The sequence below is a fragment of the Verrucomicrobiia bacterium genome, assembly GCA_035765895.1.
Lineage (GTDB): Bacteria > Verrucomicrobiota > Verrucomicrobiia > Limisphaerales > DSYF01 > DSYF01.
On the sequence record DASTWL010000034.1, the window covers coordinates 119,601 to 135,964 of the forward strand.

The 16,364-nt window shown below is 59.2% G+C and carries 5 protein-coding genes; all 5 read right to left on the reverse strand.

Annotated elements, in window-relative coordinates; genetic code table 11:
• Positions 1-65: 65 nt before the first annotated feature.
• Complete coding sequence (locus VFV96_07640) at positions 66-9,215, reverse strand: Calx-beta domain-containing protein (GenBank protein HEU5070269.1); 9,150 nt, start codon at positions 9,213-9,215, stop codon at positions 66-68.
• A gap of 96 nt (positions 9,216-9,311) precedes the next feature.
• Entirely contained in the window at positions 9,312-12,206 is a 2,895-nt protein-coding gene (locus tag VFV96_07645; GenBank protein HEU5070270.1) for a hypothetical protein, read from the reverse strand.
• A gap of 39 nt (positions 12,207-12,245) precedes the next feature.
• On the reverse strand, positions 12,246-13,730 hold the full coding sequence (locus VFV96_07650; protein HEU5070271.1) for a hypothetical protein: 1,485 nt from the start codon (positions 13,728-13,730) through the stop codon (positions 12,246-12,248).
• An 8-nt stretch (positions 13,731-13,738) separates the two neighbouring features.
• Positions 13,739-15,112, reverse strand: coding sequence for a hypothetical protein (locus VFV96_07655; GenBank protein HEU5070272.1), 1,374 nt, complete (start codon positions 15,110-15,112; stop codon positions 13,739-13,741).
• 293 nt (positions 15,113-15,405) lie between these two features.
• Positions 15,406-16,305: a 5'-3' exonuclease H3TH domain-containing protein gene (locus VFV96_07660; GenBank protein ID HEU5070273.1), complete on the reverse strand. Its 900-nt coding sequence runs from the start codon at positions 16,303-16,305 to the stop codon at positions 15,406-15,408.
• Positions 16,306-16,364 lie beyond the last annotated feature (59 nt).

The following is a 16,364-nucleotide window of genomic DNA, read 5'->3' on the forward strand; positions in this document are numbered from 1 at the left end:
CTATTAACCCAAACGCGCCGCCCCGGTTTTCACTTCAGCCCCGCGCGACACCGGGCGGGCTTCAATTACGGACCCACCGGACGCACCCGGAAGAACTGACTGCCGCCCGTAATCGGCAAATCCAAAACGGGTGGCGGATTGGTCGCCACTGGCGTCCACGACACGGGCGGGGTCAAGCTGCCGGTGCTTTCCACAACAATGCCGGTCGTGCCCGGAGTAATGATGCGAATAACGCTGCCGTTCAATTGAGCCTGTATTTGCGGCGTGACCGTGGTCTTGACTGAGGCCGTGTTGTTGGCCTTCAACGGGTCGGTTACGGCTGAACTGACGGTTGCAGAGTTCGTGACGGTGCCAGGTTGCGCCGCCCACGTCACCAAGGTCACGGCGGCGGATGCGCCGCTGTTCAGCGTGCCAAGGTTTGCCCAGACCACGGCACCCGTGTGGCCCGCGGTGCCTTGTGAACCGGTCACGGAAGTGAAACTCAAACCAGTCGACAAGAGGTTGGTCACAGTGACATTGGTGGCGGCCGCCGGCCCCAGGTTGGTCACGAGAATTTGGTAGGTCAGCGGCCAGCCGGCAACCACAGGGTCTGGCGTGTCCGTCATGCCCAAGACCAAATCGGCCGTTGGCGCAGTGACGGCCGACACGGAGGTCACCGTGTTGTTCTCGGGATATAGATCGGAGACCCCGCTGGCCGCCACAGCCGTGTTGGTGAGGGAGCCGGTTGCGGAAGGAATAACGACCAGCGAGAGCGACGCTGTCGCTCCGTTCGCCAACGAACCAACCGACCAGGTCACCGTGCCAGATTGATTGGTGACCGTGCCAGTGGCCGTCGTGCCTGACACATATTGCGCTCCCGCCGGCAGCGTATCCGTCACGGAAACCGTGTTGGCCGTCGCCGGACCATTGTTGGTGACCCACAAGGTGTAGGCAAGTTGGGCGCCGGCGATGGCCGGCTGCGGCGTCGCGGCCATGCCCAAGCTCAAGTCGGACGCGGATGGGATTGAACTGCCGCGCGTAATGCTGATCCACCAGCCATTTGAGATCACCCCCGCTCCCGGGCTGGTGTCATCAATCACATAAAGCGACCAAACCCCGTTGGGATTGCTGCCCGCGAAGGCCGACAACGCATTGCTGTAAGCGCCGCCGGGCGCCGGCGCCGGGAACGGCGGCAGCGGTGCATAGGACGTTGGCTTGTAAACCCCGGAGCCGAAGGCAGTGCCCAGGGGCAGGCCATTCGTTGCGCCATCGTCGAACTGCAACGTCAGGCCGCTCACACTGTTGAAGCCGCCATCGTTGGCCATCAACAGGGTTTTCTGGCCGGCCGGCGAAACCAACAATGCGCCGACATCACCCACCGACACGTGGCTGAAGTTCGAGAACGTGATCGACATTTGATTGATGCCGCCCTCCACGCCGCTGACATTGATCGTCGAAGGATACGGATTGGCGCCAACCGGCGAAGTGCTGGCTCCGCGGTCAGTGATGATGATGGGGCTGCTGTTGGTGAAACCAAACGTTGCCGTGCCGACGCCGAAGGTGAAGACGCCACGGCCAATCGGTGCACCGTTGTCACTCAAGTCAAACGTGGCGGCAATGGTCTGGCCGTTTGTCGCGTTCACCACAAAGGTGAACGGCCGCGCGGTCACCGGGGCGCCAACCACCATGGCGCCATAGTTCTGTGATGTCGTAACCGGGGTGATGCCATTGGTTGCCAGGAGCGTCGCCGTGACATTCTGGGCGTTGGTGCCGGCACTGTTCCGGAATCCAAACAGCACGGTCAATGTTTCGCCCGGATCAACCACGCCGTTGTTGGTGGACTCGGAAACCAGGGCCGTTCCCGCCGGGATGATCAGGCTGCCGTCGTCATCCGAAATGGTCAAGGTGGCTGCGCCCGGACTGACAATGGAAGCGTCTCCCACCGCATTCGACAGCGTGAGCAAAACGGTGCGGTCCCCCGTAAGAATGGAATCATCCTTGAGGCCGACCGTGAATGTCTTGGCCGTCTCACCGTTCGTAAAGACCAGGGTCCCACTGGTGGGCGCATAATCTCCGGGGGCATGGGCGCTGCCGTCCCGCGTGCCATAGTCCACGGTGACCAGGCTGTTCGTGTAGTTGGTGCGGAGCACGGTAATCGTCGCATTGACGCCGCTTTCCACCACCCGATAGGCGGCCGTGGAGAACTGCAAACCGGCGTCGTTGTCCACGATGGTTGCCGTCAGCGTGCCCGGATTGAGCACCTGCGCGCCGCCCGTCGCATTGAACAGCGAAATGGTGAAGTTGCGATCCGGCTGCGGCAGCTTGTTGTCGGTGATGGGGACGATGATCGTCTGCTCTGTCTGGCCATTGGTAAACATCAGGGTGCCGCTGGTGGCCACGTAATCCTGGCCGGCGACGGCCGTGCCGTCCTCCGTGGCGTAGTTGACGGTCACCGCACCGCTGCCCGCATTGGAACAAACCACGGTGACGGCCAGATTCGTGGCGTTCTCGAGGACGGATTGAACAACATTGGTGAAGCTGATGCCCGGATCATTGTCAACGATGACAACGGAGGCGGGATTGGGCGCCACCAACTGAACGCCTGCACTGGCGTTCGTCAACGCGGCGAAGAAGCTCAGGTTGCCAGTAACGCGCGGGTCGCGCTGGATGGCAACGCTGACCGACTTGAACGTCTCGCCGACATTGAAGGTCAGGACGCGGTTTTCAGCGGTATAATTGGTTCCTGCCACCGCCGTGCCGTCGGCCGTGCGGAAGGTGACCGTCGATACGCTGTTCGAACCATTGAGCCGTTGGACACCGAGCGAAACCAGCGCATTGGTTTCGTTCACCACGTAGGCCGGGCTCGTAAAACTCATCGCCACATCGTCATCCAAAACCGTCACCGGGACCGATGGCGAACCGCCCAAGGTTGCCCCGCCCGTCGGGTTCGAAAGCTGGACGGTGAAAGTTTGATCGCCTTGCACCACGTTGTCATTGATCAACGGAACCAAAAAAGTCCGGTTGGTCTGACCGTCCGCAAAGCTCAACACGGCATTCGTGCTGACGTAGCGGATGCCGGGAACCGCCGTGCCCGCCAGGGTGTTGATATTCACCGAGACAATGCCGCTGAACCCGTTCGAGCGCAGAACCGTGATCATGGCATTCGTCGCAGACTCGCTGAACGCATACGCCGGCGCGCCAAAAACAAACTGGCCCGGCGCTTGATCCACATCATGAATTGTTAAAACCGCCTGCGAGGGATTCAGCAATACGGTTCCCACCGGCGTGCTCAACTCCAGATTGACCGTCTTGTCACCTTCCACCGCCGTGTTCCGCAACACCGGAATCGTAACCGTCCGGCTGGTTTCACCCGCCTGGAACGCTACCGTGTTTGTCGTTGGCAGGTAATTGACCCCGGCCACTGCGGTTCCGTTGGTCGTGGTGTTGAAGATGACCGAAGCCGTCCCTTGCGTGCTGCCCTGCCGCAGAATGGTGATGGTTGCCACACCGTCAATCGCATCCTCGTTGCGAACATAGGTTGCCGCCGAAAACCTGACCGCACTATCCACGTTGACGATGTCCAGGAGGGCGGTGGGCTGCGGTCCCAAAGTTCCCGCCGCACCGTCCAGCGACAAGGTGGCCAGCAGGTCTGACGTGATTTGGTAATCCTGAATCACCGGCACGGTAATGGTTGTTTCCACTTCGCCCACCGGGAAGGAAACTTGTTGGGTTACGCCCAGATAATTCACACCGGCAACCGCGGTGATGTCGCCCGTCTGAAAATTGACCGTCAAATTGCCGGTCCCGTTGACGCCCGTGCCTGACGTGCCACCCAGGCGGTGCAATGTGACCACCACATTCGTGCCATTTTCATTTACCACGTAGAGCGGCGCGGTGAATTCCACCTGGCCGGAGCCGGTCATGGAACCGCCGAAGAGACGGGCGATATGATTGGCCGTCTGTCCTTGGACTGCGGTGAAGCCGCCCCCCATCACCAAATTGCCGTCGGGCTGCACCACCAGCGCATCCACGAAGCCGTTCGCGCCCGAGCCGAAGTTGATCGTCGGATCCACGGTGCCATCCGGCATCAACCGCGTGATGCGCCGACGTGTCACCCCGCTGGCTTGAACAAACTCACCGCCAACCACGATCCGGTTGTCCGCTTGGATCGCAATCGCGTAAACCGAATCATTGGCCCCCACCCCAATCGCAAAACCGCCATCAGCCGAGCCATTCAAATTGAGCCGGGCAAGGTGACTGAACGGCTGTCCCGCTACGCTGGTGAACGCGCCACCCAGAACAATTTTGCCGTCCGATTGCAGCGCCAACGCCCGGACTTCCGCGTTCGCGCCGGCACCGGGATCGAAGGTCGCATCCAGTGAGCCGTCCGGATTCAGCCGGGCAATGCCAGCCCGGGCCACCCCGTTCACCGAACTGAAGGCGCCGCCAATGACAACCTTGCCGGCGTTGATGGTATTGGTTGGGTAAACCACAATCGCGTAAACCGGACCATTGACACCCTCAGCGAGGTCGAATTGCGGATCCACCGTTCCATTGTCGTTCAATCGCACCAAGCCCGGGCTGTTGAAGCCGTTGAACGTCGTGAAGTTGCCGCCCACATACAATTTCCGGGCGCCTCCCACAAAACCCTCGGCGAGTGAGAAAACCGGAGCGTCCGCGCCGGACCCGGGGTCAAACGTCGTGTCCAGCGAGCCATCCGTGTTCAACCGCGTCAGGTAATTGCGGCTGACATTATTGAAGGTGGTGAACTGGCCACCCACCAGCAGACGGGTGTCGCTTTGGCAAATCACGGAGCGCACCGGGCCATTGGCGCCACTCAAACCCGCCATGAATACGCTGTCTTCGACGCCATTGGTCAGCACCCGTGCCAGCCGGTTGCGGGGCAGGCCATTGACCGTGGTGAAGTCCCCGCCCGCGACAATGGAACCGCCGGGTTGGCGGGCCAACGAGAAAACGCTCCCATTGAAACCAATGCCGGCGTCGAAACCGGGGTCCACGCTGCCCGCCGGCTGGTTGAAGCTTTGCGCATCCACGATACGAACCTGGGTCGTTGAAGGTGAGCCGAGCACCGCCCCTCCGGGCGTGACACCCGACAGGGTGATGCCGAAGAAGAATGATGACGGATCGGCCACACCATCGTTCAAAATCGGAACCGTGAAGCTTTGACTGACAACCCCCGGGCCGAACACCAACGTGCCTGCCGTGCTGGTGTAGTTGGGCAACGGGCCGCTGGACACCGCCGTGCCGTCGGACGTGGCGTAGTTGACACTGATGGTCTGGGCATTGCCGCCAGACCGCACCACCGTAATCGTGGCGTAGCCTGCCGTTTCATCCACGTAGTAGGTGCCGAGCGTGAATTGGGGTGCGCCATAAAAATCTTCATTGGCGATGGTCACTGCGATGTTGGTGCGCACACCCAGCGCCCCAGGAATCGAAGGATTGGACAGCCGCACGTTGAAGTTGAGGTCCGGCGTAACGATGCCGTCGGGCAAGAGCACGACGTCCACCGTCCGCGGGGAAATATCTCCGCTGTCCCAATGCAGTGTGTTGGTCAGCCCCGTGTAATTCACCCCATCCACGGCCGTCCCATTGACCGTCCGGCACTGCACATCCAGCACCCCCAGATTTCCACCGGTGCGAGAGACCATCACGCGAAGATGACCCGCGTATTCGTTGGTTTGTGCAGCAACCGCAGTAAAGTTGATGCGTCCCGGCGGAAAATCGTCATCGATGATGCTCAACACAGCGTTGGTCAGCCCCAACGTGGCCCCGCCGGCCGCGCTCTTCAGTGTGAGCAGGATCGTCCGGTCGGCACTTTGAATCGTCGAGTCGTTCTTGATGGGAATGAGCACGGTCCGGTTCGTCACGCCTTGGCCAAATGAAATCGTGTTGGTCAGCCCTGAGTAATTGGCGCTCGTCGCCGTGCCATCCGCCGTGCTGAACACGACCGAAACCGGGCCGGAGCTGCCGTTCGTGCGGGTCAGGGTGATGACCGCATTCGTTCCATTTTCGTTCACCGTGTAGGTGGGCGCACTGAAACCAATCACGCCGGGCGAGTTGTCCACATCGTTGATTTGCAAGGAGGCCGTGGTCCTCGCCAAGGCGTTGCCCAGAGGCACGTTTTCGCCGCCCAGGAAGAAGATGTCCGCTTGCATGGGTGCGTCCAATTGAAGCTGAGCCGTGCGGTCGCCTTGGATGCCCGGATTGCGCGGGATCGTAACGTAAATGTCATCCGGGTCGGAGAGAATGGTGCTGTTCTGGAGCACGGTCAGCCCCACGTTGTTGGTGCCAAAAATACCATCAGCCAAATTACGAGTTCCCATGCCCCAAGTCGTGTCATAGAGCGGATTAACATGGTTGTAAGTGTAGTCGGTGGTGGTCTGAGCCAGCCCGGTGCCGCCCGTCCCGGGCGGCAGGGAGAAGGTCGTCTCGGCAACGCCCAGCGTCCCGTTTTCACGGAGCGTTTTGATGAAGACAAATCCGGCAGACTCATCAATTGAATACGTGTCCGTCAGGAAACCCACATTGCCGGGGCCATCCGTGTTGCCGCCCAGCAGACGCGCGACATTGTAGCGGTTGCGATAAGACTGGCGGCTGTAGCCGTAGGTGCCCTCCACGCCCTCATCGTAACGTGTTTGCGCGAAATCGAAGTCGTTCGTCTGAATGTTGGGATGAAGACGGCCTCCGCCCACTTGATGAAAACTGCCGCCAATAATCAGATTGCCGTCGGTTTGAACGGCCAAGGTCAGCAGGAAATTGCGCGGTTCCGCCGGATAGTCAACCTCGGTGGAGTAGTGCGTGGGAATGCCCGCGAATTGATTGTAGGCGGTATCCATGAAACTCGTGTCCACCTGGCCATTGGGATACAGCCGGGCCACGCCCGCCCGACGGGTTTGATTGACGTTCAAAAAGGCGCCGCCAATGTAGATACGCCCAGTGCCCGACAATTGAATGGCATACACCGTGTCATCCACCCCAGCACCAAGGTCAAACGCCGTGTCGAGCGTGCCATCCGTGTTGAACCGGGCCAAGTTGCGACGCGCCCGAAGGTCCACCGTGTCAAAAGCGCCGCCAACCAGCAACCGACCGTCTCCCTGCAAGGCCAGGGCATAAACCGGTCCGTTAACGCCCGTGCGCGGATCAAAGGTCAGGTCGAGCGAACCGTCTGCGTTGAGACGCGCAACCGAGTTGCGGAAGTAAGCGCCCGCCATGGTAAACCGGCCGCCCACGTAAATCGCACCGCCGGGGCTGACGGCGATCGCCTCGACCGGACCGTTCAAGGCATTTGTCGGATTGAACGTGGAATCCACGGAGCCGTCGGCATTCAAGCGGGCTATGTAGTAACGGCTCGCCCCGTTGACACTGGTGAATTCGCCACCGATCACAACTTTGCCGTCAGTCTGCACTGCCGATGCCCACACCGTGTTGTCGGCCCCGAGGCCGGGATTGAACGAGCCATCCACCGAACCGTCCGTGTTCAGCCGCGCCACGCGGGAGCGAAACTGACCATTGAAGGAGGTGAAGCCGCCGCCAATTACGATTTTCCCATCCGTCTGCAGCGCCAAGGTCGAGACGAAATCGTTCGCCCCGCTGCCCGGATTAAAGGTGCCGTCATTCGAACCATCCACGTTCATGCGCGCCACGCGATTGCGGGTGACGGTGTTGTAAGTCGTAAAGTCGCCGGCAATCAGGCACCGGCCATCCGCCTGAATCGCGCTCGAATACACCGTGCCATTGGCGCCGGGCGTCGCATTCTGCGGTGGATCCGTCACCAAATCGAAGTCCGGGTTGTGTGAAGCGTCCAGCGCGCCCGCCGGATAATCGTCATACAGAATGGTAACCGTGGCCTCGCTGACATCGCCCGGGGCGGCACTGTCGTTATCGCCGGTGCCGTAGAGCCGCAATTTAATGTCTTCGTTGAATTCGGGGACGGTGTCGTTATTGATCGGGAACGTAATCGCTTTGGGCGTGAAATCCCCCTGCCCCCAGGTAATCACACCACTGTAGGGCCCTTGGAAGTCAACCGGGTTGTCCGTAGGGGGCGAGGCCGTAACCGGGTCCGGCGTGGCGTAGTCGGAAGCGGCTTCCAACCCAAACCGATTGTCCAACAACTCCACCCCGCCCACTTGGTCAATCGCCCAGGCAATTTTGCGTTGGTCGGGTTTGTTGCCCTGACGATAGACATAAATGGTGACGCTGCCCGAATCCTCACGAGTGCGATACGTGGAGCGGTCAAAGTTTGCAATGGTGTCAATGTTGGTATTGGCCGGGTCCAAATCGAAGTTCAACAGGGTCACATCCTCCACCGAGTGGTCAGGATCCACCCGCGGCGGCTGAATGGTTGTGGACTCCAGCGGATCCAGTTGCGGATTGGAAAGCTGCACGGAAAAGTCCAGATCGTCGAAGGCGTCAGGATCCGAAAGCACCGGGATGATGACGCTCTTGCTCATTTCCCAGTCATTGAACACCAGCGTGGTGGTCACGGGGATGTAGTCCAGCCCGGCCACGGCCGCACCGTCCACGGTGGTGAGATCAACGGTGGCCCGCCCGCTGGCCCCGCCCACGCGGGTTACCGTGACTCGTGCGCCCTGAACACTCTTTTCGACATTTCCGGAAAACGCCCCAATAGGGCTCTGGCCATCTCGTTCAGACACGGCGTAACTGTCGGTGGTGAAGCGGAACACGCCGGCAGAATGGTAAGACCAGCTGAGCGCCAGAGCGCCACTGGCGCCACGATAGCCGTCCACGGCGATGAAATACGTCTGCCCTTGCTTCGCGTTGAAGCGCACCAGACTGGGGCCAAACCATGTTCCCACGGCACTCTGATTGGCCGGCGTGGCATCATCATTGGCCACCACAAAGTCAAGTTTGCCGACATCACTGCCCCCGGTATAAACCGCCAAAATCGTGTCAAAGCCGCTGCCGTAGGTGTCAAACTGCACCAACCCGCCCACCGGAGCGGTCCATTGGAACCAGGCAGAAGCCTGCGCTGGAAACCCCGCGTGTCCTGGCTCGCTGGGCTCAGCCGTGTAGCCCGTGGTGCTCGTGTTGGTCGTTCCGAAACTGCCCGTCAAAACTAACTTCTGGGCAAAATTGTCGTTGGTCACCTGCGCGTTGACAGCGCCGGCAAGTCCCATGAACGCCGCGCCAAAGACCGTCGCGGCCAGGATGGTCCGAAAAACGGTGCGCAAATTTCCGTGTCCGTTGTCTTTCATATCAAGCCATTCCAAGATTCTTTTGCGGGCCTCCGCCCGCGTCGCCTGCTGAATATTTTCCCGCCCGCGCCTTTGCGCCGTTCCGTTTGCTCCGCGTCAGGGTGCTTCGACGCTGACCTTGTAAAATCGGCTTCCCGACGTCAAAGGGGTCACAAACTGATTGGTGAAGGGCTTGCCCACCACCGGAGGGGAAACCAGATTGGTGACCAATTGCCAGTTCGGGGAACCCGTATTGGTGGCAGAATAGATGTGATTGGTCGCACCGCCAATCGTCAGCCAGGACAGAACCAGCATCCGGCTGGGCGAAGTCACCACTGACACGTCCACCCGCGCCAGTTGAGGGAGGAACACCGGCGACGGATCGATGCAGTTGGGCAGGCCATCGTTGTCGGAGTCCAGATTGCAACTGGTCACGAGCGCCGCGTTCAGGAAATTCGTCGAGCCGTTCGGATACACGACATTGGTGCCCGAGAAAGGCCCGGCATAACTGCTGATCCAGCGCAGGCGCCCGCCGTTCTTGCCGTTCATAAACTCGGCCGCCGAAGCGCCATCAATGGTGGCCTGCGCGTAGTAAACCGTCATCCCGGGTGCGATGCTCAATTCCGCCAGGTTGCCGTTCGCGTCAAAAAGGCCGGCGCTGTTGATTAACTCCAAGCGGTCAATGTAGATTGCATTGCTGGCGGCACCGGTGCCGGTGAAAGTAAACAGACTGTTCGCGGCGCCATTCAGGGCCAGGACACCCAAGGCCGCATTGTTCGTGAAACCGGAGTTTTGCGCGCCCCGGTCCGTTCCCGCCCACGTGTGGACCGCATTTTGGAATGGGATGGCCTGGCTTCGGATGGTCACGTAGCTCAAATCTCCCGCCGCCGGTTTTATGGGCAGACTGATGCCGTCCAGCACCTGCCACGTATTGGTGCCCGCCACCAACTGGTTGGTGACCGAAAGACGGAGGGTCCGGCCGGCATAAATTGTGTGGTTGCTGACGGTCACATTGCGGCCGGACAAGCTGACGTCGGCCTGAATGGCACTTAACAAGCCGCCGTCGTTGAGCGACAGATCGGAAACAGCCTGCACGCTGAGCGGCCCATACAGCGAATTCATCGTGCCCTGATTAACCAGATTGGTCGCCCAGACCGTCATCCCTCCCGCGGTCAGGTTGCCGAAATTGGCGAGCGAGCCGTAAGCGCGCGGGGTGCTGTTGGCATTATGCGCGTAAAAGTTGATCGTGTTGGTCGCGGCAATCAGGCCGTAATTGGTCAAGGCATTCAGATGAGAGGCGCTCTTGTCCCATTGAATTCCCAATGAGCCGATGCTGATTGATCCATTCGTCAACACCGTCAGCCGGTCCACGTCCAACGACAAGGAGCCGATGGCGTTCAAATTGTCGCCGACCACCAAATTGGTCGCGCGCAGGCTCGCATCAAAAATCTGCATGGCGGCGCGGTCATTGAGGAGCGAATCCACAAAGAGAACATTGAAGATGACCGAATTAGTGCTCCCGCCAAAGGCCACCGCGTTGGTCCAGACGGCACTGTAAGCGTCAACGGGCCCGTTGCAACGCGTGACGTAGGGTTCCAAAACGGACGTCATATCCAGATTGCCGTTGGTGCTGCCAAGGGCGATGTCCGCGTAGGGCGCACTGATGGACGAATTCGAACTGTTGACGAAGTGATTGGTGGCCTGAAGTTTGACGTAACTCAGCGCGGCCACTTGGGACAGGCTCGTGTCCAAGAGCCGGCTGGCCTTGATTTCGACCCGGCCCGGACCACCGCGAATTGCGTTGGTGGAAGCGGAAGTGGTGGGCGTGGGCGCCACCACCACACCGTAGGCCGAATATTGGGCGGAAGTCACCACGATGGGAGAACCACCGGTTCCCCAGAAGTCAGCCGGCTTGTCGGTAAAGGGGGTTCCGGCATCCGCGAAGGCCAGATTGAAGGGGGCGGTTCGTGAAATTTCGAAGTTGCTGGGCTGGAATGACAGCGGTTGAACCGCAGTGTTGTGCGGCGGTGGCGGCGCGTAAGGGTAATTGGTCAGATACGCGTTGGTTGCGCTGTAGCCGTAGGTGTCGGTCAAATAGAGCATGTTGGACTGAATCACCCCGGCCCGGTTGGTGTTGACCGCCGCCCATTCAATGATCGGAATGCCCAACTGGGTTGGTGAACCGCCCGCACTGGCAATCCGCGTGGTGATGTTGGGATTCGAGTTGCGGACGAAGACAATTTGGACCGATCGGTTGGTGCCCGATTGATAAATGAACTCAGCCGAGGTCAAACCGTTTGATCCCGCCCCAATGGTGTAACGCGGCTGTCGTATTGTGTTTGTAAAGTAACTGGGAAAGACAATCACGTCATAGAACGGTGTATAGGGGGAGAGTGCCGTGAACTGCAACTGAGGGCGAAGCTCATTGGTGCCAAAAAACCAGTATTGATCGAAGATGCCCTCCGGGGTTGTCGAGCCCCGTTCCGCAAAACCGCTGGTTTGGAGAATTCCCCGCGAGGTGTCCACGGTTTTGCCATCCAGGCTGACCAACCCATACTCACTCACACGCAACGCACCATGGTTGACGATGTTGGTGGCTGACACGAGCAGTTGAAAATCACCATAGATGGAGGCGTTGGTGGCCACGTTGCCCACCAACGGGGCATTGTAAAAATTCGCCGCCATGTGCCGCGGCCACGATTGGTCCGTTGGCGGCGCCGTGTCGAATCGAAAACCCGGACTGCCCGTGAACAAAAGCCCGCCGGTGACGAACACTTCATCCAGAAACCCGTTCCGCATTTGGTTCCGATTCGTGTAGTTCAACACGCTCGAAAATTCAAACGGCAGTTCCGTGGCGATGGAGAAAACCCCCTCGTTGACAAAATTGGTGGCATCAATGACTGGCGGAGTCGTGACAAGCCCGCCGTTGTAATAGGTGTCATCCGCCGCCCGGCCAGCCACCGAGGAAGCAAGGATCATGACACCGGCCAAAAAGTATCGCTTCAGCTTCATATCGCTCAAAGTGCGTGACACACGATTATCGTCTCAGCCTCACTGGGTGGTTGTAGCCGTGGTGTTGGTGGTGATATTGGCGCGCGGTATCGAAAAGGGACTGCCACCTCCGCTGCCGCCGCCTTGCAATACCAGCCATTCCAAGTCCTGAATGGATACATCCGTCGGAAACACGACAGGCGGATTGGTTGTGCCATCGAATGACCCCCAGATGAAACCCGCCAAAGAATTGATGGTGGAGAACGCCGAGGAGGCGCCGTCGGCTGGATAATAGCCTTGTAACCCATACATATAGGGTCCCAATTTGCTATAGGTAAAGAAAACGGAACCCTGAATCACGCCGGGGCCATCCAACGTGGTGGACCCATTTATGGCATCATTGTTTGCCCATCCACTGGTATCGGTTCGGCGGAACAAAATTGGAACGCCGTCTGACAACCCCAAGTCCGCCGCGGCAAAGACGATGTCCGGCTGGTCAACAACTCGCTGAATATTCTGACTCTTGAGGACGGAATTCGTGTAGTAGAAGTCCGTGTAGGTGTTGGTTTCGACCTGAAAATAGCCAACGCCAACAAGGGAATCATATCTGACCTGCTTGAACGTGATCTTGTCCACCCCGCCGCGCAGCGCCAAACTCACCACACTGTTCGAGCCATTGGCATTGGTGCCACCGGCGGGCTGCCAGGGCGAGGAGGATCCGCCGGCCACGGAATTGCTCGACAGGCTTTCATACTGAATGTTGGACGGCAGATAAAGGTAACGCAGCCCGCCCACATCATCGCGCGTCAGGCCGGTAAAAAAATAACCCGGATGAAGGCGGAAATCCCCCAAATCGGACGGCGTTGTCGCGTCATCAATGCCGCTCGCCACCGTGTTGAAGCCGTAGGAGAGCCCGTCTGCACGAAATTCGATGGCATCAGCAAACTGCGGCGCAGGGTCTTGATAGACCGGGTCGATGATGGCGAATTCATACAAAACCCCGTTCACATAGCTGGAGTAGTTCCACGTGATCGGGTCAAAATTTCGCTTCACCACCGTGTAGTAGTCGATGTTCTGGACGGTCTGCTTGCTGCGCAAAGTCCACACGTAACGTTCAGCGCTCGCCAATCCCATTTCCTCCAGCAACGCCGACAGCGTAAGCGACTTCAAATCCATGATCCCCAGGGCCTGCGCGGTATAGTTGGGCCGGGTCGTATCCGTGGGAAACTCCGCCAAATTGGAACTCATTTGCGAAACCGGCGGAAGCGCATTCAAGATCGTCAACGCCCGGTCAATCGCATTGGTGCCTTTGGGGCCGAAAAAATTCCAGAAGGATTCGTCGTAACCGTAGTAAATGGTCTTGATGTTCCAACGATATTCCTCGCCGATGTTCATCGGCCCGCCAATATCCGTGTCCAACGGGTTGTAACCAATTTCCGTCGTCTGCCACGCGGCATAAGGCCCAAGCAGCGCAAAGGCTGAAGCTGACGTGGCCGCACCCACCGCAGCCAGGACGAGAAGAAGTCGCTTATACTTGGCGAACATAAAATGAGTTATTCAACGCGAACCACCCGGAAAATACCCGCCGTGGCCAGATTATTAATGGTCACCGCATCACCATAACCCGCTGCGGTGCGCGGAGCCCCATAATCCGACCAGTTGACATAATCCGTGGAAACTTGAACCTGATACACACTCCCGGGCTGCGTATTCCAAGAGATCTTCAATCCCCCGGCCGCCTGATTAATGGAAACTTGAATCAAGTCGTAAGCCCGGCCCATCAAATCGAAACTCGTCCCAGCCACAAACGAAGTCCATGTCACCAAAAAACGACTGATGCCATCCGAGCAAACGGCCGGTTGCAACTGGCGCCCGGCGGTCGTTGTGTTGACCCGGAATTCGACACCCGCCAGTTTTCCGGAATTGCTGAAAAACTGGCCGTAAACCCCTTCCCAAGCCGCATCCTGTCCCATGCTCACCCACGTGGCCAGGTAGCTAGGCCCAAACGCGCTGAGCTTTGGAGAATACTGATTGCCATAGACCATGGTGTTCAGCCGGAAGGGTGACGCCACCACAGAGGCGGTCTGACCGCTGCCGCCAGCGCTGCTTACGTTGAAGATTTCCGCCATGACATCCCAACTGCTCCCAGGATAAGCCGAACCGCTGAAGGTTCCCGTAATTTGCTGCCGCGGCACATTGAGCTCGGACCAAGCCACGGCAAACCCGCCATCGGGTGACGCCGCAATATCCGGATGCGCACAAATGGCGTTGCCCGTGTTGACCAAAAATTCACCGCCGACTGCGTTCCCGGCGGAATTGAAGAGGCGCCCAAACGCATCAACGCTCGTCAGATTGCGTTCCAGCTCCGAAATCCAAACCACGACGAAGCCACCGTCCTTGAGCGCAGCCACAGCAGGCGAGCGCTGGTTGTTCGCCGTGAAATCGTTGATGCGGAATTCCGGACCCAGCTTCCCACCAGCCGCGGTGAACCGCTGTCCGAAGATGCCCTGGTAGCTGCCATCCTGTCCGTCGCTGGCCCAGACAACGATCACGCTCCCATCTGCCAGCGTGGCCACCGCCGGGTCGATTTGAAAGCTGTTCGTGTAGGTGTTTACCATCACGTCATTGGCAACGAAATTGGTGCCGGTGGGATTGAGAAAACGGGCAAAAATTTTCTGAAAACCCACGGTTCCGCCCTGCCACACGATCACCGCGCCACCGTTTTGCAGCAATGCCACCCGCGGCTTTTCCTGGTCACCTGCGGCGATGGAATTCACGCGAAAAATTCCGCCCGCCGCCATCAGCCCCGGGTTCAGCCGCGAGGCCCGAATGCCCAGACCGTTGCCGTCCGCATTGTTGTCCTGCCAGACCAGCACGCCGCCGTTGGTGTTGACGGCGGCTTGCGGCCAGGTTTGCTCACCGAGCAAATTGCCGACAATTGGGTATTCGTTCCCACCCGGAGAAAAGGCATTTTGAGCGCCTGCCAAAAACGGAAGCAGCAGCAGACAACTCGCCGCTCCAAGACGCCCGACGGAGCGTAGCGCGCATGACACCGATTTTGGGCGGTTTGCAATGAATGGCGACAGCGCGCCCACAAGGCGTGGAACAACGCAAGCCGCACCGCTGCAAAAAATAGCGATTCTGCGCATGGAATTTGGCGATGATGTAATCTGTGTGCGAACACTACCAAGCACAACAGGGCCTGTCCAAACTTTCTTGGTCATGCTCCGTTCAGTGCTCCGAACAACTCCCCTTGGCGGGCGCGCAACGCCGCAACGTCCGCCGCAAGGCTCTTAAATCCCCAGCGTTGAAACTGGCCAAACAACTTTTCCAAGTCCGCACCCCGGTTGATCAAGTCATCCCATCGGCTCAATCCGGGCACGGCGGCGTCCAGCCGGATCAACGCCTGGTTGCGTCTCACCGCCGCTTCCGCTTCCGCAAGGGAAGTTCGCAAACGCTCCGATGACACCTCGGCCAGGCGTGCGTAAATCGCGTCCAGACTGCCAAACCTTTGCAGTAACCCGGCCGCAGTCTTGGGCCCAACTCCCGCCACGCCGGGAATGTTGTCCACCGCGTCGCCAATCAGGCTGAGCCAGTCCACAATTTGAGGCGGCCTGACCCCGGTCTTGTTTTGCACATCGGATTCATCCCAAATCCGCTCGGACTTGTCAGCGGGATTGAGGAGACCAATGGCGGGACCGATCAATTGAAAAAAATCCTTGTCCGAACTGGCGATGACCGCCTTGGCGTCGTGCCGGGCCGCCTGCCAGGCGAAGGTGGCGATAATGTCGTCGGCTTCGACTCCAGGGTGTTGCAGCGAGGGGATTCCGGCAGCTTCCAAGTATTCCTGAATGTTGCCAATCTGCGTTTCCAAGTCATCCGGCATCGGGGGCCGCTGCGCCTTGTAGCCGGGCAGCGCCGCCATCCGCTCCGCGCTCAGCCCGCCATCCCATATCACCGCCAAGTGCGATGGCGCCACCAACATGCGCAGCCGGGCGAACATCTTGACGAAACCGTAGATGGCATTCGTCGCCTTGCCGTCCGGAGCATTTAATTTGCGAATGGCGTAGAAGGCCCGATACGCGTAGGCATGGCCATCGACCAGAAGCAGGGTTGCCATTTTCAACAAACCCTTTCTTCACCTTTCGATCGATGCCAGCGGCGCCGCAATCAGGGCAG

Excerpts from the sequence above, each read along its gene's own strand:
- VFV96_07640 (HEU5070269.1), bottom strand. The coding sequence starts at position 9,215 with ATGAAAGACAACGGACACGGAAATTTGCGCACCGTTTTTCGGACCATC.
- VFV96_07645 (HEU5070270.1), bottom strand. The coding sequence starts at position 12,206 with ATGAAGCTGAAGCGATACTTTTTGGCCGGTGTCATGATCCTTGCTTCC.
- VFV96_07650 (HEU5070271.1), bottom strand. The coding sequence starts at position 13,730 with ATGTTCGCCAAGTATAAGCGACTTCTTCTCGTCCTGGCTGCGGTGGGT.
- VFV96_07660 (HEU5070273.1), bottom strand. The coding sequence starts at position 16,305 with ATGGCAACCCTGCTTCTGGTCGATGGCCATGCCTACGCGTATCGGGCC.